This window comes from Microbulbifer regidiadema (SeqCode), assembly GCF_052466995.1.
Genome location: NZ_CP174297.1, coordinates 1098623 through 1117475, shown reverse-complemented (window position 1 = coordinate 1117475; position 18853 = coordinate 1098623). Strand labels below are relative to the sequence as shown.

The window sequence follows — 18853 nt, the reverse complement described above, 5'->3', positions numbered from 1 at the left end:
CTTTTGTCTTAGGGGTTGAAACTTGAAAAAATCTTTATTGAGCTTGGCTGTATTATCAGCCGCGAGCGTGCCGGCTTTTGGCGAATCTACCGATACCGAATCATCAATTCCAGACCTGGAAACTGTGGTTGTGGTGAGCTCGCGCCAGGGTGAGCCGCTGCGCCAAGTAGCTACTTCCGTAACGATATTGGATGAAGAGCAGCTGAAAGCACGCGGGCTGGCCTCACTGGCTGATGTGCTACGCAGTGTACCGTCTGTATCTGTTAGCAATAACGGGGGTATGGGCAAGGCAACCTCGCTAAGAGTGCGCGGGGAGTCTGGCTTCAGAACACTGGTGCGAATAGACGGTATTGATATTTCTGACCCCACCGGCACCCAGGGCGGCGCTCATATTGAACATATTATGAGCAGCAATTTGCAGCGTGTGGAACTACTGCGCGGTCCGCAGGGGATGCTCTACGGGGCCGATGCGGGTGGCGTACTGGATATCTCAACTCGTCGTGAAGATCAAGGACAGCGCTTTGAGCTGTCCGCCGAGGGGGGGAGTTACGATACTGAGCGCTACAATGCCAGTGCCAGCGGAGCCAATGATACGCTGGATTACTTTGTTTCTGCGGCGGCGGTGGAAACCGATGGTTTTAATACCAGCAGCTATGATACGGACTTGCACGATGACGATGGTTACGACAATGAAACCTTACATGGCCGTGTAGGTTGGAATATATCTGAGCAGTGGCGACTGGAGGCCGTTGCGCGGGATATCGACGCGTCTGGTGAGTATGACCGCTGTGGCTGGCCCACTCAGGATGATTGTAACTTTGATTTCAGCCAGGAAAGTACTCGTGTCAGCCTGGCTCGTAAAGGAGAAGAGGGTCAGCAGGAGTTAGCTTATACACGCTCTGATTTGCAGCGCACCTATATCAGTGAAGGCGTGGTCTCCTATGAAGCGGAAGGTGATATCGAAAAGCTGAACTTCACGGGTTCTCACGGGTTTAGTCGCGAACACGCGGTAGTTTACGGGGTGGAGCATCGCGAAGATACTGTGGGGGGGCAGGAGCGGGATCAGTGGGCAGTTTACTCTGAATATCAGGGCAGCTATGCCGACCAAGCCTATATTACCCTTGGCCTTCGCCATGACAACAATTCAGATTTTGGCAGCTACAACAGCTTTCGCGTCAGCTCGGCCTATCTGTTTGAGGAGGTTGCCAACGGTACTGTAAAGATAAAGAGCAGTTATGGTACTGGCTTCCGGGCTCCCAGCTTGTATGAAATTAACTACAACACCAATGCATTCGATTGGGTGACCTTTACCCCGTTGGAGTTGCCATCCCTTAAGCCGGAAGAGAGCCGAGGTCTGGATCTCGGTGTTGAGTACTTTGGTGAAAATGCCCTCTATCTAGAGCTCGTGCTGTTCAAGCAAGTTATCGAGAATGAAATCGGCTTCGATATGGTCGGCTATACGGGTTACCTGCAGAGTAGTGGGGAAAGTGAGTCTCAGGGTGTAGAGTTTGTCGCGGAAACACAGTTGTCCGACAGCCTGTTACTTTCTGCCAACTACACCTACACCGATGCTGAAACAGCCGATGACTCACCCCGTGCCCGCAGCCCCAAGCACCTGGCTAACCTCGGCTTCACTTACAAGCCCATCAGTGCCCTAAGCCTTGCCGTGAACCTGCGTGCCAGCGCAGATGTTGTAGATAGTGATGGCTCCTCCCTGGATAATTATCAGGTCCTGGATGCCAGTGTCCGTTATCAACTGAATGATTCCACTACGGTATTTGTTCGTGGTGAAAACCTCACCGATGATGACTATGTGGAAGCCTCTGGCTATAACACGGCGGGCCTTGCTGGTTATGCCGGTGTGGAATTTAGCTTCTAAAGCACTCTCCTGAATAGATTTTTGAACTGAGGTGACCATGTCGGCAGATGAGCAAAAACGAAATGCCAAGCACAAGCAGGCAATGCAAAAACACAAGGAAAAGGTTGACGCCAGTATTGCCGCAGCCGATATCCAGCGTGGTGTTGCTGTCCTGCTTACCGGTAATGGCAAAGGTAAGTCGAGCTCAGCTTTCGGCATGGTCATACGCGCACTGGGGTACGGTCAGAAAGTGGGCGTAGTGCAATTTATTAAAGGCGCACAGCAGTCTGGGGAAGAACTCTTTCTTAAAAACCACTGCCCGGAAGTTACCCTCTACCAAATGGGTACCGGTTTTACCTGGAATACCCAAGATCGCACCAGCGATATTGCCGCCGCAGAGAGGACCTGGGCAGAGGCAGAGAAAATGCTCACCGATACCAGCTATGACTTGGTGGTATTGGATGAGTTGACTTATATGCTCGCTTATAAATATCTGGATGAGCCCATGGTATTGGAGGCTCTTGCCCAGCGTCCGCCGGAGCAGAGTGTGGTGGTGACTGGTCGCGGCGGTGGCAGCGCACTACAAGCGCTCGTCGATACGGTATCTGAGGTTAAAGATATCAAGCACGCTTATAAAGTGGGCATCAAAGCCCGCAAAGGCGTAGATTACTAGGTTGTTTTCACTATGTCCGTGTTGATGATTCAGGGCACCACCTCCGATGCCGGCAAGAGTACTTTGGTGGCGGGGCTCGCTCGTTACTTTGCTCAGCGCGGAGTCAGTGTTGCACCATTTAAACCGCAAAATATGGCACTCAACAGTGCGGTAACGGCGGATGGCGGTGAAATAGGGCGGGCACAGGCACTGCAAGCCCAAGCTTGCGGTATTGATCCCCACAGCGATATGAATCCGGTGCTACTCAAGCCCGCCTCAGATATCGGAGCCCAGGTCATTATTCAGGGCAAGGTGCTGGGGAACATGCAGGCTCTGGATTATCACCACTATAAATCTACCGCACAAACTGCGGTGCTGGATTCCTTCGCACGGCTCGATGATCAATATGAGCTGGTGTTAGTTGAAGGCGCTGGCAGCCCGGCAGAAATCAATCTGCGGGAAAATGATATCGCCAATATGGGCTTTGCCGAGGCCGTTGATTGCCCGGTTGTACTGATTGCCGATATCGATCGCGGAGGTGTTTTCGCCCACTTGGTGGGAACCCTCGAACTGCTATCGCCCTCAGAGCGCGAGCGTGTTGTTGGTTTTGTGATCAACCGGTTTCGCGGCGATCTGCAATTACTTCAGCCGGGTCTCGATTGGTTGGAGGAGTATACCGGCAAGCCAGTTCTCGGAGTCTTGCCCTATCTCCACGATCTCTATCTTGATGCGGAGGATGCCATTAGCACCCAGCAGAGTGGTGTTGATGCCCGATTGAAAGTGGTCGTACCGGTATTGCCGCGCATTAGCAACCATACAGATTTTGATGCGTTGAGGTTGCACCCGGATATCGACCTGCAATTTGTCAGTGTGCGCGAACCAATCCCTCAGTGCGACTGGATTATTCTTCCTGGTAGTAAGAATGTGCGGGCAGATTTGGCCTATTTAAAAGAAAACGATTGGCCCGTACAGTTGGACCGGCATCTGCGCTACGGTGGCAAGCTTATGGGTATTTGCGGTGGCTTGCAGATGCTGGGGAAAGAAGTGCAAGACCCGGATGGAATAGAAGATACCCCCGGGAGTGAACTGGGCTTGGGCTATCTGGACTACACAACTCGCTTGCAGCCAGTCAAAGCATTGACAAATATTACCGGCCTTTTGGCTTCGGGAAATGAAGTAAAAGAAGGCGCTCCTGTCCAAGGTTACGAAATTCACTGTGGTAGAACAGAGGGTACAGCTCTGCAAAATCCGGCCGTGTATATCCGCGATAAGAACGGAAACCTGAGGCCCGATGGTGCGATTAGTGCTGATAGGCAGATATTGGCTACCTATGTACATGGACTGTTTGATTCACCCGAGGCACTGAGTGAATTACTTGCCTGGGGTGGATTAAAAGACTCTGCACCGCTGGATGTCGGTGAGCAGCGCCAGCAACAGTTGGATCGGCTCGCGGAGACTATTGGCGAAAATATACAGGGAAACTGGCTCAAGCAATTTGAGGGGGCTAAAGGTGCGGCAGTATCGCAAGGGGACAGCCAGTGACGGTCACCCGTATCAAAGCTTTAAGTGTTGCCTGGTGGTCACTGCCCGCAGTACTTGCCCTTAGTTTTTCTGCTGCTATAGCGATAGGTGCGGTGTACCTCTCACCCTCACAATTATTTGCCGCGATCAGTGGCCAGAGTGACAGTGGGCTCGCCGGACAAATTGTTCAGGCAATACGATTGCCAAGGGCACTGTTGGCCGCTGGAGTAGGCGCTGTGCTCGCCATTTGTGGGGCAATGTTGCAGGGCTTATTTCGAAACCCTCTAGCTGACCCATCCCTAATTGGTGTTACCGCAGGGGCTTCTCTCGGCGCTTGTTTGGCCATCCTGCTAGGAGTGGAAGTCGCTAGTGCCTTCGGAAGTTTGCCCGTTGTATCCATAGCTGCTTTTTGCAGCGGTCTGTTGGCAGTGACACTGGTCTACAAAGTGGCGAAAAGTATTAATGGCACTTCCGTGGCCACCATGTTGCTAATGGGGATTGCCGTCACCGCTTTTTCCGCAAGTCTGATCGGGCTAATGGAGTACTTTGCCGATAATGACACCCTGCGCCGTATGAGCCTGTGGCTTATGGGGGGACTGGATGCAGCGAGCTATCCTCGCGCTTTTCTGGTTTTGGCCGTGCTGGGCGCTTTGCTTGCCAGTATGTCCCGCTTCGGGACCTCACTAAATGTTCTTTTGTTGGGGGAGTCCCAAGCGCGGCACCTGGGTATTGATGTAGAGCGGGTAAAAACCCGTCTGATAGTGCTCGTTGCAGCTGGGGTGGGCACTTCGGTTGCTGTGGCTGGCAGTATTGCTTTTGTGGGGCTGGTAGTGCCCCATATAGTGCGTTTATGGGTAGGGCCTGACCACCGACAACTATTGCCGCTTTCTGCCTTGGCCGGAGCCAGTTTATTGCTAGTTTCCGATACCCTGGCGCGAACCATTATTGCCCCGGTGGAGATCCCGGTAGGGCTGATCACCGCACTGATTGGCGTGCCTTTCTTTGTATCCTTGCTGCGTAAAAGTAGGGGGGCAATTTAGTGGCCCTGCTACAGGCGGAGGGAGTTACGGTCAGCGTCGATAATCGACCGCTGCTGCGAGATATCAATCTGGAAGTGAATGCCGGCGAGCTGGTTTGTGTGATTGGCCCCAATGGCGCGGGTAAATCGACTCTACTGCGTGCCCTTTGCGGTGAAATCAAGATGGATTCCGGGCAGGTCCACTTTAAAGGCAACCCGTTTTCAAAGTTGTCCGTCCGCAATCGAGCCAGGCAAGTTGCCGTCCTGCCGCAAAATAACCCTCTGACATTTGCCTTTACTGGGCTGGAATTGGTCGCTCTCAGTCGAACACCGCATTCCACCGGCACTGACCGGGACCGGGAAATTTGCCTGGAAGCTATGGCAGCGCTGGATGTCAGTCATTTGTCTGAGCGCCTGTACCCAACATTATCCGGCGGTGAGCAGCAACGCTTGCAACTGGCTCGGGTGATAGCGCAGATTTGGCGGGCAGAGGACGGGGGGGAGCGCCTCCTTTTATTGGATGAGCCCGCAGTCAGTCTGGATATAGCCCACCAATATGGAATGATGAGAGCGGTAAGAGACTTCGCGCGAAGTGGCGTATCCGTGGTAATGACGGTCCACGACCTGGCCCATGCCAGCGGCTATAGCGACAGAATTCTCGCCTTAAAGCAGGGGCGCAGTATGGCCTACGGAAGCCCAGAGGCCGTATTGACTGCGGAAAATATGCAACAGCTTTACGGCTATAGTGTCACCGTGATGCCGCACCCGGTAACGGGCAAGTCTCTGGTGATTGCCGATGTCTAGTGCCAGTGATGTACACCTGATACTGGGTGGTGTGCGCAGCGGGAAGAGTCGGCTTGCGCAGCAGCGTGCGGAACAGTGGCTAAACAGCAATAGCGATGGTGGGCTTACCTACCTGGCGACGGCCACTGCAGGGGATAAAGAAATGTCTACCCGTATTGCTCGCCACCGGGAAGACCGGGATCATCGCTGGCAGACCCTGGAAGAGCCTATTGCACTGGCAGAGGCTTTGCTCGCAACGCCAAAATCCCACTGTGTACTGGTGGACTGTCTCACTTTGTGGTTGAGCAACTGCCTGCACCAGGGCGCCTGGGAGTGTGAGCGGGACGCGCTATTGCGCTGTATCGATGAAAGGTGTACTGATGGCAGCAGTAATGCCTCCCCTTGGATTTTTGTCAGTAATGAAGTCGGCTCGGGCATTGTGCCCCTTGGGCAGTTGTCGCGGGAATTTGTGGATGCGGCGGGCTGGCTTCATCAGGCATTAGCCGAGCGAGCTGATAGCGTTACCTTGGCAATTGCCGGTTTGCCACTCACTGTAAAGTAAAGGAGCCTCTGAGACTTATGATTATGACAGGTGAACTCAGTTGGCTCGATAAGCCCGCACCAATCCCGGAGCAAAGTGCTCGCACTGCCGCTATTGCTCGCCAGAAGCAATTGATCAAGCCGCAAGGTGCGCTTGGCCGGCTTGAGAATATTGCGATAGATTTCGCCGGATTCCAGGGGCGGGAGAACCCCCAACTGGATAATTTGTCTGTGCGGGTATTCGGTGCGGATCACGGTATTGCAGCTCGGGGAACCTCACGATTTCCTCAGGCAGTGACTTCTGTAATGCTGAAACTATTTTGCGAGGGTGGGGCGGCTATCAATGTGTTGAGCCGCGAGCAGAATGCAGACTTTGCCGCAATTAATCTGGGGTGTGTGCTCCCGGTAGAACACCCTGACCTGATTGATGAAGTTATAGCCCCCTCCACTGAGGATTTCTCCCGAGGCAATCCAGCCATGACCCAGACGCAGCTGGCTCTTGCCCTTAATGCTGGGCGTCGTCAGTCTACCGATGCAGATTGTTTTATCGGCGGTGATATGGGAATAGGCAATACCACTTCCGCCGCTGCAATTTTTGCCGCCTTGTTTGAATTGGAAGTTGCTGAGATTACAGGGCGCGGTACAGGTATCGATGATGCAGTACTCGCCCGCAAGGTGGAACTGATTGAATCGGCCCTGGAACAGCATCAGGCAGCGCTGCGTTCGCCACTCACTATTCTGCAAACTTTGGGTGGTTTTGAGATTGCAGCCCTAACCGGAGCATTTATCGCCAGCGCCCAGCGCGGTGTCCCCGTATTGGTTGATGGGTTTATGGCGACTGCCGCCGCAGCTATTGCCGGTGCGATTAATCCATCAGTGAAGCCCTGGTTACTTTATGCCCACCTCTCTGATGAGGCTGGTCACCAATTGGCCCTTGAGTGCATGGGGGTGAAGCCATTGCTGAGTTTCAATATGCGCTTGGGCGAGGGCACAGGTGCGGTATTGGCTATTAGTATTATCAGGCAGGCGCTCAACCTGCATAACAAAATGTTCACTTTCAGTGAGGCAGGGGTGCCAGTTGCGGATTGATCTTTTACGACACGGTGCCTGTGAAGGTGGAAATATCTTTCGCGGCCAGATCGATGTGCCCTTAACCTATGAGGGTAGGGAGCAGATGTTGCGGGGGCTTGCCGAGCTTGATGGTTCCTGGGACCGAGTTGTCACTTCGCCTTTGCAGCGCTGCCAACACTTTGCCACTCAGCTCGCCCGAGAGAAAAAATTGCCGATAAGTGAAGCTCCTGGTATTCGGGAAATCGGTTTCGGGGATTGGGAAGGGCAGTCAGTTGATAAAATCTGGACTGAGCAGCGAGCACTGTGCGAAGCCTGGGGGCGTGACCCAGAAAAGCACGCACCTCCAGGAGGTGAGCCCTTTGCCGCATTTCGATCCAGAGTTCTTCAAGCGATTGATAATCTGGCCAAGCAATATTCGGGAGAGACCCTGCTACTCGTTACTCACGGTGGTGTGATCAAGTTGTTACTCGCGTATGCGAATAACTGGCTCCCAGTTAAAATGATTTCGCTGCAAATCAGCTACGGATTTGCTGCATCGCTGAGATACGACTTAGGCAATAAGACCTTTACCGTTTCCTACCCAGAGCAGTCAGCTTATGTTTATTGCCCGTAAGTTGTACGACCTATCCCAGGCATTTCTGTATGCGCTAGTGTTTCTTACCCGGCTGCCGGTGGCTGGCTTGCTGCGCCAAGTGGACAAGAAAACGGTGAAGAGGTCGATTTATTTTTACCCTCTGGTTGGAGTGGTGATTGGTGTACTGTTATCCGGGGCCGCCTATCTTCTGACTCCTTTAGGTACTCAGTTGCAAGCCGCAATACTGTTAGGTTTCTGGGTTGTCCTGACAGGTGCACTGCACCTCGACGGCCTTGCTGACTGTACTGATGCCTACTTTGCTGGACATAAATGTGCCGATCCTGAAGAGCAACGTCAGCATATTTTGAGAGTGATGCACGATCCCCACTGTGGCTCTATTGCTGTGGCTGCTGTTGTTGTTTTTCTACTGATCAAGTTTGCTGCAGTTGCAGCGCTACTTGAGACGATAAACCCAGTAACAGTAAATGTTTGGGTCTATTTACCTTTGCTACTCTCACCTATGCTGGCCAGGGCTGCGGCACTGGCTTTAATGGGAATTTCAGAATATGCACGTGTGGAAGGCCATGTGCCCCCCTCTGGTACAAAGCGCCGATGGGACCTGTTGCCGGTAGTTGCAGTCGTAGTAGCTATTAGCTGTATAGTGGTGCCACTATCAGTGGCCATAGGTATTGTCTGCACTTTGTTCACGCTGATCTTATTCTGGCGGCACTTGTGGGAGAAAACTATCGGCGGTTATACGGGCGATTGCTTGGGTGGCTTAGTCGAGATAAGTGAACTGTCGATATTGGTTTTGTGGGTGGCAGTGGTTGCCAGTGTAAATTAGTTATAGCTGAGTTAAAGAGATGTCTCGAAGCAGCATTATCCATGTAGTTTTAGCCTTAAGCTTGTTATGGGCGACTAAGATTTGGGCAGATGAACCCGTGCGGGTAGAGGATGCCCGGGGCCAATGGGTTGAGCTTTCCGCACCGGCAGAGCGCATTGTCGCGCTAGCACCAAATATTGTTGAGAACTTTTACAGTGCCGGGGCGGGGGATAAGCTTATTGCCGCAGTAAGCTATAGCGATTACCCCGAACAAGCCAAGCAGTTACCGGAGGTAGGTAACTATAAAGCGGTAAATTACGAGCGTTTATTGTTGTTAAATCCCGACTTGATTGTTGCCTGGGGCTCGGGGAATGGCAATCAGATGGTTAATAAACTGGAGGACCTGGGTTTTACGGTTTTTGTATCTGAATCTCACACTCTTGAAGATATTGCCGCGAATGTACAGAGTTTCGGTAAACTTGCCGGTACAAGTGACTATGCGGATAAGTCTGCTGAGACATGGCTTGAGCGCCTGACTGAGCTCCAGGTCAATCATAAAAATCTGGATTCGGTAAGTGTTTTTTATCAGGTTTGGAACGAGCCACTGCAAACACTTAACGGCGATCATTTAATCAGTGATGTTATTGAGACCTGCGGCGGCCGTAATATATTTGCAGATGCACTGGTATTGGCCCCGAAGATTAGTATTGAATCGGTACTCAATAGAGACCCGAAAGTTATTATCGCCAGCGGAATGGGAGAGGAGCGGCCAGACTGGCTGGACACTTGGGAAGATTACCCAAGGATTGATGCGGTTAAAGAGGGAAATCTATTCCATATACCACCGGATATTATTCAGCGACATACTTTTCGGGTGCTGGATGGCATGGAGATGGTTTGTGATGATTTGAATCGAGTGCGAGGAAAAGGTTAGTTATCTGTTGATAGCCTTCAAAAGCTTGAGGCTTAAATCGACCTTCCCGAAATCTGCCTATACAGTTATTTTTAGTATTGGCTTGGTAAGCGATAGGTTGATTTAAGCAGCGTCTAAACCGGTTGATATCGATTAAGTGCTCCCGGATTCAATACCCCCCTCTTTGTATATTGGTTGTGCAGAGCCCCTGAACAGTAAGATGAGTGAGGAGCAAGTCAACTCCAGTCGCCCCATATCAGCAGGATGCTTCAGTCGATTAAAGCGAACAAATCTCTTTGTTCAATGGTGTAAGTTTATTGCATCTGGTGCGATAGTGCCTGTTTGGGGGGGTGTGCTGACGCAAAATATCCAGAAAATACTCTGATTTAGAGGGTAGGTTAGGGGGAATATCATCCATAACGCTTTCTTTTACTGTTTTCTGGATTACTAATGTCGAAGATCAAAAGCAGCTGCACATATCCACACCAATACAGGCGTTAACTTATTGATTTTGAATGGTTTTCGCCTGTGATCAAAATCAGCAAAATAACAAGATATAGTGCAGGTGCAATATATCCACTTGGGTATTTTTATGCTAGAGTCGGTTAACTGTTTGATTTATATATGTTTTTTGATTTCCTGTTCCTGAGGTATGTTGACAGGTGATATAATGCAGCTGCTTTTGAATACACTGTTATGTTTCACCATGAATGAGTTACTAGCGTACTTAGAAAACTGGAAATCATCCAAATCCAAAATATTTGGTGCTGAGGGATATGATGTCTCAATCACCGATGAACTAGGCGATTCTGTTAAAGCACGCTACATCGAAATAGCTGGAAATGGATTGTTGGCTAGAGCAGCACTATGGGAAAGTGGTAGCTTGGTAGTAGAGGCGCTCGATATCGAAACCGAGAATCAAGTGCTTCAAAAGGTATTTGAAACACCTGAGCTTTGGTTGCTCGAAGACAAATTAAACTGGTGGCTCAGTGAGGTGGCAACTTATGAGCGCTAAAAACATAACAAGGACCAGCACAATCGCCAAATGCAAAAAAACGCATTTGGCTGGACTCGCGAAAAGCGCTCGCCTGTGTGGCCGGCGTTATAGAGCAGCAGGGTTCGAGTAATGGAAGTACCTATATCCCAAGAATTCGTAAAAATCTGTAAGCAAATTGAAGCCAAATCGTATTCAATCTCCCAGTGGTCTGAAATCGAATCCGATGATATGTTTCACTCAGATTCTTTTCGTGGTGGCTTTGATGCAGATGAGCAGGAGTTCTGCTTTAGCTTTTATGACCAAGCTGGAGATGAGTATTGGTTTCAAGTAAGTCTTTCTTCAATCATAGAAATAGCTAGTGGTATACAGCTTAAAATTGTAGGTAAGGCTGCAGACTGAAGGCCTATAACAAGGTGCTCAAACACCGTTCCGGCCGAAAGCGGCCTCCACTGGACACGCAAAAAGCGCGCGCCGTTTAGCACGGCGTTATTGTGGCGGTCGGTTTTATTGATTTTTCGTGGTAACTGAAGATTTCGTGCCACTAAATAGCATCTGGTATTGAGCAATTTTACTGATTGCCATTCAGGCAGTTTCGCTCCAAGAGTGTTCGCTCGGGTGTTGTAAAAAAAGGCAGTCCGCTGCAATTTCGCGGATTGCCAGTAAGATAGGAATTGGTTAGGGAAAGTGCGGTATTCTTCCCTCGTAAATATTGGGCAGCGGCCAGCCAAACTATGGCTGGCAAAGTGCTAGTAGTCGGTCCCGAGCGCGCCAGCCATAACCAGGCTAGGCAAGCTCGCCCAACCCCTTCGGGGCTGGGCTGGACAGCCTACGCGTTGCTTCGGCTGCCCTTGCTAGCGGCGTTATGTGAGTACGGCAAAAAGATGAGTGGATTTAAATGGGCAGACTTACCGGAATTTGAGCAGAGAAATTATCTCTTTAGGTGGTTCTGGTCTGAAATACGTGAGGAAGGCGAAGTTAATCTTGTCAATATTCTCAAAGAACATCCTCCTCTGGCTTTGTTAATTCCGGAGGTTGTAAAAGATGTCGCGGAACTCTTATGTGTAGAAGCAGATGAAGTAGAAAAACATATAGTGCGTTAAGATCAGTTGTGATATTGGTAGCGGGCACAATAGATTATTATCAATGAGCACATAACAAACCGCTCAAAGTTCAGCCGCGTTGCGGCTTGGACCTCCGTTCCGGCGCTCGTTTTGGGGTTTACGCTACGCTACCCCAAAAAGTTTGCCTCCACTACGGCCCTTTAGCGGGGCATTATGAGTAATAAGTAAGTAAGGAGAAACATGAGAATAATATGCGTAGGAATTGCCTGTTTAATTCTCCAGGCGTGCGCCACTGTCGGATCAGTTGATCGACCAGGGAGTTACTATCAAGAAGCTTCATCGAACTCCAATGATGGTCTTGTAGAGGGTGCTATCTTTGGTGATGATGATAAGAAGATAAACGATCTGTTAAATTATCAGGTAAAACTGCCCGAGAAAAACAGAATAGCAATACTGAAACTCAGTACCGACAATTATTGGCGATTTTATTCAAGTGATTTTACGCAGCTGAATAATTCTTTGGTTGAGTCACTAATCACCAAGCTTAGAGCATCCAGTCGGGTATATGATGCGTCGTTCTTGCCTGCAATGCTGGTCTCTGAAAAAAGGACGGTGCCGGTTTTAAGAGAAGCTGCGGCACGGTTCCAAGCAGATTTATTACTCGCGTACAGAAGTTCCTGCCAATCTTATCAAAAATATAGGTTTATCGATCCAAACGAAAGCAAATCGTATTGCTCCGTAGAGGCGGTACTACTTGATGTCCGTTCAGGGGTTATAGTGAAATCTATAGTAAGTACAGAAGATTTCACCACTAAAAAATCTTCAAGCGATACCAATTTTAGTGAAACAATTAAAAAAGCTGAATTGGAAGCCGTTGCTAAAGCACTAGGCAATGTTGCTAATGAAATCGTAGCGTTTATGAACAATGTGCCAAGAATCAAAAACTCATAACAAGGCCAAGCACGAATGCACCAGCAAGCTGGTGCCGGACCTCGCTTCGCTCGGCCCGTGTTGGCGGCGTTATGCCTGTCGCATGAATTTCGTACTAATGTCGTAAGAATGACGTAACTAATTAAGGCTGATCCGGTGAAAATTTAAGTTCAATTTTCAGAGGACAGAGAAATGGAAGTGCAAGTAGATACAAACAAGATCATCAGCCTGCGAAAGTCGCGAGCCTGGAGTCAGCAGCAGCTGGCTGAAGTGGCATCGGTTAGCTTAAGAACCATACAGCGAATCGAGAAAAGCGGTAACGCGTCCCAAGAGTCGGTTAAATCAATTTCTTCTGCATTTTCAATTATCCCAGAAGATATTCTTGTAAATGAATCAGAAAAATTTGCGGTCGTAAAACGAGTCAAGAATTATATTACTGCAATATTGGCACTTGGGAGCGCATCTCTTCTATACGCCTCTTTCTCCACGGCGTCTCCAATTATGCTCAAAGTAGATGCCAGCTCAAATAATGAACAGCTGGCATCTATTCAGCTTCTTAATGAGGAAGGCGCTGAAAGTGAAATGCGTATAGATAACATGCTAAAAATTGAGCTAAACGCCGAACAAACCCCGGAGAAGCAAATCCGGTTAAAAACGAAAGTGTACGAATTCAATGAGTCTACTGGGTTTGTACTTGTGGCTAGCCCGGTTTTACTCACAGAATTTCATCAATCTGCGGATATTAAGTTTACAGCTTCAAGCGGGGTTCCATTTGAGGTCCAGGTAACCCCCCAGAATTAGGCATAACGAAGCGCTGCAGGCTGACACCTTACTTTGTGCGCCTTTTTGCGCGATTGCTGCGCTCCAAATTTTCGCGCAAAAGGCGCACAAAGTAAGCTGCGGCTGAGCGCGGCGTTATACGCAAGGAGAGTTAGGCTTAAATGAGTAGGTCAGTGAAGCGGGGGATAGTTGTTGATGGGACTCGATATTATTGGGTACTCAACGCCAATACCATTGATAGCTCTAGCGATACTCATATTCGAGTTCACAAAGAGGGAACAACGGGAAATATCCTGTATATCGATCCTTACAATTGGCACTTCGAAATCCGCCCCAAGTTCATAGCTAGCGCGATAAAATTTGCACTAGATTCTGGCTGGGAAGAATGCTCCGAAGGAAGGGTAATGTATATTTCGTACATTGATGAGCAATATCAAGTTTTGCCAAATGGTACTAAATTTGGCTATCAACTAACAAAAGATACGAGCGTATAACAAACGCGTGCATTTGACCTCCGCTTCGCTGCGGCAAATGACGCGGGCGTTATTGCGGCGGTCAGTTTTTAGATATTTTGTAGACACTGCAAGAACTAACCTCTATCTGAATACGCCTTGCCAGAAAACTTTCCCGAAAACTGGTACTGCAGTTTCGTTCAAGTGCCTTCGTTTTAAGCCAACAAGTTCTGCAAGCTAGCTGCAGCATTGTGGAGTGCCAGACAGCTAGTTAACTGGTGGGGAAAGTATGGTATTTTTCACAGTAAATTTATCGGGCAGTGGCCAGCCAAGGGTGGCTGGCAGAGAGCAAGTAGGTCGTTCAGTACGCGCCAGCTATAACCAGGCCAGGCAAGATCGCCCAGCTGGAGGCTGGGCTGGACAGCCTACGCTCCGCTTCGGCTGCCCTTGCTGGCAACGTTATAGCCCAAAGAAATTATGACCTTTGATGAGTTTGAAAAGAATCTTGAGAAAAGTGATACCCGTTTGTTCGACGTTGAGTCTTTTCAAGAAGAAATGAATGCTGCAGCTAATACACTTTCTCCAGCAGAATGGATACGTTTGTCTGAAACTTGGGAGTCGAAGTCTGAGCAATGGCAGATCAATTTTATTCTATCAGCAGAATATGTTTGCAAGTCTGCAGAGGAAATAATAGTCCAGATGCTAGGTGCTACAAATAGAGAAGTTGTTCTAGCAGCCATCAACTCTCTTTATGATGCAGGTTGTGGTAAATGGGTTCCAAACCAAACAGACTTGATAGTACTAAATGAACTCTTAAATACTAGATACTATTCTTACCATAGTGAAGAAGAGCTAAAGAGTCTAATTAATCGAGGGCAAAAGCTATAACAAGGCGTTGCAGCCGATAAACGGCTGAACGCGGCGTTATGTGAGCAGGAAATAGAGCATATGGACATCGCGATACAAATGATTGATCAAGCTTGGCAATTACTTGTGCGTATTCCATTTTGGTTGTTGTTGTCCACACCATTGATAATCGCTCTCTACTTTTATGCAAAGAAAATCAGAAGCGTGCAGTGGAATATGGCAATAAAACTGTTGCTTTTTGTTCCACTTTCGGCCGTCTTACTTGCTCCAATGCCGGTTGGCATGTTCATAGCACTCGTGCCTAATGGTTTTTTGCTCTTTAGTGGCCTTGAGTACTACAGTAGGGTTTTTGCCTGGTGTGTTTCATCCATACTCGTATCAATGATAGTTTGTTACTTCGTAGGCAAGAAATACCTGAGACCCACATAACAAGGTGCGGCAGCTGACATCTTACTTTGTGCACTTTTTGCACGGTCGCTGCGCTCCCATTTTCGTGCAAAAAGCACACAAAGTAAGCCGCCGCTGCGCACGGCGTTATTGTGGCGGTCGATTTTTAGATGTTCTGTAGCTGCTGCAAGCATCAATCTCTATCTGAGCACTTTTTTCTGAGATTTTTCCTGAAATTTGGTACCGCAGTTTCGCTCCAGTGCCATCGTTTTAAGTCAGCAAGCCCTGCAAGCCAGCTACGCCATCATGGAGTGCCAATCAGATAGTTAACCGGTTGGGAAAGTATGGTATTTTTCCCTTTAAATTTATCGGGCAGTGGCCAGCCAAAGTTGGCTGGTAGAGAGCAAATAGGTGGTTCAGTGCGCGCCAACCATAACCAGGCTAGGCAAGCTCGCCCACCCCCTTCGGGGCTGGGCTGGACAGCCTACGCGTTGCTTCGGCTGCCCTTGCTAGCGGCGTTATTGTGGCGGTCGGCTTCATTGATTTTTCGTGGTAACTGAAGCTTTAGTGCCACTAAATTGCAGCCGGTATTGAGCCCTTTTTACTGGTTGCTATTCAATCAGTTTCGTTCCTAGGGTATTTGCTCAAGTGTGGTAGAGGTGGGCAGTCCGCTGCAATTTCGTGGAGTGCCAGTAAAATAGGAATTGGTTGGGGAAAGTGCGGTATTCTTTCCTCGTAAATATTGGGCAGCGGCCAGCCAAACTATGGCTGGCAAAGTGCTGGTAGTTGGTCCCGAGCGCGCCAACCATAACCAGGCTAGGCAAGCTCGCCCAACCCCTTCGGGGCTGGGCTGGACAGCCTACGCGTTGCTTCGGCTGCCCTTGCTAGCGGCGTTAACTGCTTTTGCATCGTTATGAATTACGAGTTTGGAAAATATTCGAAAATTACGTCGTATCGATATGATGAGCCACCAAAGACTCGAGGCGATTTTCGGGGTTGTGTTATTACCGTGCAAAGATCACGGAAAAAGGATGACCTGATATCTTTCAGAATTAAAGGCTACAAAGGCGCGATTTCCAGCCTTGTAGGGGCCACTGAAGTATCAATTCAAGAGGGTAGCGATCCAAATATCGAATTCGAACGATATAGAATTAGTTATCTTCTAAACGAAAGCGAGAGTGAGTTGTATTGTGCAGAGTGTATTGAAATCAACAGTTAAATCGGGTAGCCGGTAGTTTCTAGCTACCGGCCCCCACACCACCCATCGTGCGGGTCCGCAATGGGCGGTTCCCTATCCGTAATGAATCTCTACCCAACGGTCACGTAACGAAATCAAGCCCATCTTTTGGAAAAACTCATTGTTGAGTGCAATATGAATACCTTCGGTCTTTGCATTTCGCCAGTAACTCTTACCGGACGATCCACAAGTGACAGCCAGTGATTCACTCACACCCATGCGTAGTAAGTTTCGGACTTTCGTTCTCACTTTACGCCAGTTTTTCCAGTAGCTCATTCTCAATCTTCGCCGTATCCAGCAGTCAAGATCGATACATTTTTGATAGCCTTGCGCTATACCAAAATAATTGATCCAACCACGGAGGAACACGGTAAGTTCTTTCAGTTTCTTTTCCATAGAAATACCACGGGATCGCCCTGTAATCTGGCGGATGCGGTATTTAAATTGGAGCAGGGACTTGTCATGCCAGACGAGCCTTGCACCGCGAAAAGAGAACCCCAAAAACTTACAGCGGCTGACAGGAACTACTTGGCTTTTAGTATCGTTAACTTTGAGCTTAAGCTTGCGCTCAACAAAGCGTTTAATACTTGCCATAACCCGTTCACCCGCGCGCTTAGAAGCAACAACAATCACAAAATCATCCGCATAGCGAACAAAATCATGTCGGCGTTTTTCCAGCTCTTTATCGAGCAGGTCGAGTACAATGTTGGAGAGCAGCGGCGATAAAGGGCTCCCTTGTGGCACCCCCTCATGACAGGCTTTCCAGCATCCATCTTCTACACTTCCTGCACGCAAGTAACTTGCGATCAACTTGAGTAAACGCTTATCGCTGATTCTTTGGCCAAGTAAACTCATGAGGAAGTCATGGTTGACCCGGTCGAAGAACTTAGATAAATCGACATCTACGGCTATTCGCTTCCCGCCTTCGATATACTTCTGTAGCTTTTTCACCGCATGATGCTGTGATCGCTTTGGGCGGAATCCATAGCTGAACTCCGAAAAGGTTTTATCGAAACTGGGACCGATGATTTGGGCGATAGCCTGCTGAATAACACGATCAAAGATCGTAGGTATCCCGAGACCACGCTGGCCACCATCTGGCTTGCGAATGTAGACGCGCCTAACGGGAAGCGGCTGGTAATGACCCTGTCGAATAGTCTCGATGAGGTCGTCGCCAACTGCCTTGAAGTGCTGCACAAAATTATCGACAGTAATCCCGTCAATGCCTGCGGCACCTTTGTTGCTTCGCACGTGTTTCCATGCAGCATTAAGATTTTCTTTGCTGAGGATGGTTTCAAGCAGATTTTCATTTGAGTTGAGTGTCATGGCAGTGCGCTACGTCAATTTTATATCCGGCTGGCAACACATCGGTAGGCTAGCCCTGTCTTTTAACTCGTGGATTTTGGGTTCAGGCCTTCACCGTATCCAAGGTATTAATCTTGGCATTAGGTTACTATGTCGTCGGCTGACTTCTGTTCAATCACCTTGGCCATTACTGGCCGAGGCGCTGCTGTGTTCCACCAATTTTGGTTACCCCCGCGATGGTGGCTAGCGGGCTGGGCCTACTTATGAGTCAGCGGCCACGCTGACAGCTTTACAGCAGCAGGTTGAACAGATCTCCCCAGATAAGAGCGTGAACTTTCACTACACAACTGCATCATTTACTCTACCCGTTAGACCACATGGCTTCGGTATCCTTGGCTACCTCGCCTCCAGGCTAAGCCTTATATGATGTTTCTGTTCGTCAGCTCGTAGCTTTGCTAGCGGCTTCCTCCCCACAAGACCTCACAGTCTTGCAGTTGCCATTTGCTAGTAGTTAGCATTTAATGGAGACCATTAAACGGTGATCCTCCTACAGGGGACTTTCACCCCATTAGTTCACGCCCATGCTGGGCGTACCAAGTTGCTGCACCAGGACATTTTTATTTTTGCGCCTTTTGTGGCCGCTTCGCTAGTACCACAAAACACACAAAAACAAAAATGCCTGTGAGCAAGGCGTTAACTGTATATGAGTATTCAACTAAATAGATCTAGGAATAATATCCGCGAGCTGAATGTAAGGTATCAGGGGCGTGCAGTTGCGCCTGTAGGTTTTTACAACGAACTTGAAAGGTTTGGTGTGATTTTGGATCGATCAGTGCTTATTAGTATCATCCCTGATAGCGGTTCAACATTTATAGGTTCGCTCATTAATCAAAATGGAAATGTTTGCTCTTTCGATATAGACTATGAATTTACCCAATATTCAAAGTTCGACGTAGAGCTAGAATCAGAGCAGTGTTTTAAAAGACCGCAGCACACAAAGCAAAAACCATGGGATGATAAAGTGCTAGCATTCGAACTATACAATGAAAGTTACAGTTAACAAGGTTAGGCATGTTCGCCTTCG

20 protein-coding genes are annotated in these 18853 nt (G+C 49.0%); 19 read left to right on the top strand and 1 reads right to left on the bottom strand.

The window, feature by feature from the left end:
- The first annotated feature begins 22 nt into the window (after nt 1–22).
- The 18 genes from ACJJIK_RS04665 (at nt 23) to ACJJIK_RS04580 (ending at nt 15269) form a co-directional block, all read left to right on the top strand.
- Nucleotides 23–1879, top strand: coding sequence for a TonB-dependent receptor plug domain-containing protein (locus ACJJIK_RS04665; RefSeq protein WP_444930947.1), 1857 nt, complete (start codon nt 23–25; stop codon nt 1877–1879).
- A gap of 37 nt (nt 1880–1916) precedes the next feature.
- The gene (gene cobO / locus ACJJIK_RS04660) at nt 1917–2531 is read left to right on the top strand and encodes a cob(I)yrinic acid a,c-diamide adenosyltransferase (RefSeq protein ID WP_444930948.1); all 615 of its coding nucleotides are present in this window, start codon (nt 1917–1919) and stop codon (nt 2529–2531) included.
- 12 nt (nt 2532–2543) lie between these two features.
- Nucleotides 2544–4052, top strand: a complete 1509-nt coding sequence (locus ACJJIK_RS04655) for a cobyric acid synthase (RefSeq protein WP_444930949.1) — start codon at nt 2544–2546, stop codon at nt 4050–4052.
- Nucleotides 4049–5071: a FecCD family ABC transporter permease gene (locus ACJJIK_RS04650; RefSeq protein WP_444930950.1), complete on the top strand. Its 1023-nt coding sequence runs from the start codon at nt 4049–4051 to the stop codon at nt 5069–5071. Before ACJJIK_RS04655 ends, ACJJIK_RS04650 begins: the two co-directional genes overlap by 4 nt.
- Nucleotides 5071–5853, top strand: a complete 783-nt coding sequence (locus tag ACJJIK_RS04645) for a heme ABC transporter ATP-binding protein (RefSeq protein WP_444944370.1) — start codon at nt 5071–5073, stop codon at nt 5851–5853. The genes ACJJIK_RS04650 and ACJJIK_RS04645 overlap by 1 nt, the downstream gene beginning before the upstream one ends.
- On the top strand, nt 5846–6394 hold the full coding sequence (gene cobU, locus ACJJIK_RS04640; protein WP_444944369.1) for a bifunctional adenosylcobinamide kinase/adenosylcobinamide-phosphate guanylyltransferase: 549 nt from the start codon (nt 5846–5848) through the stop codon (nt 6392–6394). The genes ACJJIK_RS04645 and cobU overlap by 8 nt, the downstream gene beginning before the upstream one ends.
- Nucleotides 6395–6411: 17 nt before the next feature.
- Nucleotides 6412–7461 (top strand): nicotinate-nucleotide--dimethylbenzimidazole phosphoribosyltransferase, encoded by a 1050-nt coding sequence (cobT, locus tag ACJJIK_RS04635; protein ID WP_444944368.1) that lies wholly within the window; start codon nt 6412–6414, stop codon nt 7459–7461.
- Nucleotides 7451–8056 (top strand): histidine phosphatase family protein, encoded by a 606-nt coding sequence (locus ACJJIK_RS04630; protein WP_444930954.1) that lies wholly within the window; start codon nt 7451–7453, stop codon nt 8054–8056. Before cobT ends, ACJJIK_RS04630 begins: the two co-directional genes overlap by 11 nt.
- Complete coding sequence (gene cobS, locus ACJJIK_RS04625; RefSeq protein ID WP_444930955.1) at nt 8040–8861, top strand: adenosylcobinamide-GDP ribazoletransferase; 822 nt, start codon at nt 8040–8042, stop codon at nt 8859–8861. The genes ACJJIK_RS04630 and cobS overlap by 17 nt, the downstream gene beginning before the upstream one ends.
- Nucleotides 8862–8880: 19 nt before the next feature.
- Entirely contained in the window at nt 8881–9774 is an 894-nt protein-coding gene (locus ACJJIK_RS04620) for a cobalamin-binding protein (protein ID WP_444944367.1), read from the top strand.
- Nucleotides 9775–10423: 649 nt separating this feature from the next.
- Nucleotides 10424–10768 (top strand): immunity protein TriTu family protein, encoded by a 345-nt coding sequence (locus ACJJIK_RS04615; protein ID WP_444944366.1) that lies wholly within the window; start codon nt 10424–10426, stop codon nt 10766–10768.
- A gap of 111 nt (nt 10769–10879) precedes the next feature.
- On the top strand, nt 10880–11149 hold the full coding sequence (locus ACJJIK_RS04610; RefSeq protein WP_444944365.1) for a hypothetical protein: 270 nt from the start codon (nt 10880–10882) through the stop codon (nt 11147–11149).
- Between the two features lie 272 nt (nt 11150–11421).
- Nucleotides 11422–11850 carry a hypothetical protein gene (locus tag ACJJIK_RS04605; protein WP_444944364.1) on the top strand — a complete coding sequence of 143 codons (429 nt, stop codon included), beginning with the start codon at nt 11422–11424 and terminating at the stop codon, nt 11848–11850.
- 201 nt (nt 11851–12051) lie between these two features.
- Nucleotides 12052–12762 (top strand): hypothetical protein, encoded by a 711-nt coding sequence (locus ACJJIK_RS04600; protein WP_444944363.1) that lies wholly within the window; start codon nt 12052–12054, stop codon nt 12760–12762.
- 171 nt (nt 12763–12933) lie between these two features.
- Nucleotides 12934–13542, top strand: coding sequence for a helix-turn-helix transcriptional regulator (locus ACJJIK_RS04595; RefSeq protein WP_444944362.1), 609 nt, complete (start codon nt 12934–12936; stop codon nt 13540–13542).
- Between the two features lie 140 nt (nt 13543–13682).
- Entirely contained in the window at nt 13683–14015 is a 333-nt protein-coding gene (locus ACJJIK_RS04590) for a hypothetical protein (RefSeq protein WP_444944361.1), read from the top strand.
- 435 nt (nt 14016–14450) lie between these two features.
- The gene (locus tag ACJJIK_RS04585; RefSeq protein WP_444944360.1) at nt 14451–14861 is read left to right on the top strand and encodes a hypothetical protein; all 411 of its coding nucleotides are present in this window, start codon (nt 14451–14453) and stop codon (nt 14859–14861) included.
- A 60-nt stretch (nt 14862–14921) separates the two neighbouring features.
- Nucleotides 14922–15269: a hypothetical protein gene (locus tag ACJJIK_RS04580; RefSeq protein WP_413662916.1), complete on the top strand. Its 348-nt coding sequence runs from the start codon at nt 14922–14924 to the stop codon at nt 15267–15269.
- A gap of 1249 nt (nt 15270–16518) precedes the next feature.
- Here the strand turns inward: ACJJIK_RS04580 and ltrA are convergent.
- The gene (ltrA, locus tag ACJJIK_RS04575) at nt 16519–17790 is read right to left on the bottom strand and encodes a group II intron reverse transcriptase/maturase (RefSeq protein WP_444944359.1); all 1272 of its coding nucleotides are present in this window, start codon (nt 17788–17790) and stop codon (nt 16519–16521) included.
- Nucleotides 17791–18472: 682 nt separating this feature from the next.
- On the opposite strand from ltrA, the gene ACJJIK_RS04570 reads away from it, so the two are divergent.
- Nucleotides 18473–18829, top strand: a complete 357-nt coding sequence (locus tag ACJJIK_RS04570) for a hypothetical protein (protein WP_444944358.1) — start codon at nt 18473–18475, stop codon at nt 18827–18829.
- The last annotated feature ends 24 nt before the right edge of the window (nt 18830–18853 follow it).

What these genes read in the sequence shown, in the direction of transcription:
- cobT (WP_444944368.1), top strand. Translation starts at nt 6,412, where the DNA reads ATGATTATGACAGGTGAACTCAGTTGGCTCGATAAGCCCGCACCAATC.
- ACJJIK_RS04595 (WP_444944362.1), top strand. Translation starts at nt 12,934, where the DNA reads ATGGAAGTGCAAGTAGATACAAACAAGATCATCAGCCTGCGAAAGTCG.
- ACJJIK_RS04655 (WP_444930949.1), top strand. Translation starts at nt 2,544, where the DNA reads ATGTCCGTGTTGATGATTCAGGGCACCACCTCCGATGCCGGCAAGAGT.
- cobU (WP_444944369.1), top strand. Translation starts at nt 5,846, where the DNA reads ATGTCTAGTGCCAGTGATGTACACCTGATACTGGGTGGTGTGCGCAGC.
- ACJJIK_RS04600 (WP_444944363.1), top strand. Translation starts at nt 12,052, where the DNA reads ATGAGAATAATATGCGTAGGAATTGCCTGTTTAATTCTCCAGGCGTGC.
- ACJJIK_RS04580 (WP_413662916.1), top strand. Translation starts at nt 14,922, where the DNA reads ATGGACATCGCGATACAAATGATTGATCAAGCTTGGCAATTACTTGTG.
- ACJJIK_RS04585 (WP_444944360.1), top strand. Translation starts at nt 14,451, where the DNA reads ATGACCTTTGATGAGTTTGAAAAGAATCTTGAGAAAAGTGATACCCGT.
- ACJJIK_RS04620 (WP_444944367.1), top strand. Translation starts at nt 8,881, where the DNA reads ATGTCTCGAAGCAGCATTATCCATGTAGTTTTAGCCTTAAGCTTGTTA.
- ACJJIK_RS04610 (WP_444944365.1), top strand. Translation starts at nt 10,880, where the DNA reads ATGGAAGTACCTATATCCCAAGAATTCGTAAAAATCTGTAAGCAAATT.
- cobO (WP_444930948.1), top strand. Translation starts at nt 1,917, where the DNA reads ATGTCGGCAGATGAGCAAAAACGAAATGCCAAGCACAAGCAGGCAATG.
- ACJJIK_RS04590 (WP_444944361.1), top strand. Translation starts at nt 13,683, where the DNA reads ATGAGTAGGTCAGTGAAGCGGGGGATAGTTGTTGATGGGACTCGATAT.
- ltrA (WP_444944359.1), bottom strand. Translation starts at nt 17,790, where the DNA reads ATGACACTCAACTCAAATGAAAATCTGCTTGAAACCATCCTCAGCAAA.
- ACJJIK_RS04570 (WP_444944358.1), top strand. Translation starts at nt 18,473, where the DNA reads ATGAGTATTCAACTAAATAGATCTAGGAATAATATCCGCGAGCTGAAT.
- cobS (WP_444930955.1), top strand. Translation starts at nt 8,040, where the DNA reads ATGTTTATTGCCCGTAAGTTGTACGACCTATCCCAGGCATTTCTGTAT.
- ACJJIK_RS04615 (WP_444944366.1), top strand. Translation starts at nt 10,424, where the DNA reads ATGCAGCTGCTTTTGAATACACTGTTATGTTTCACCATGAATGAGTTA.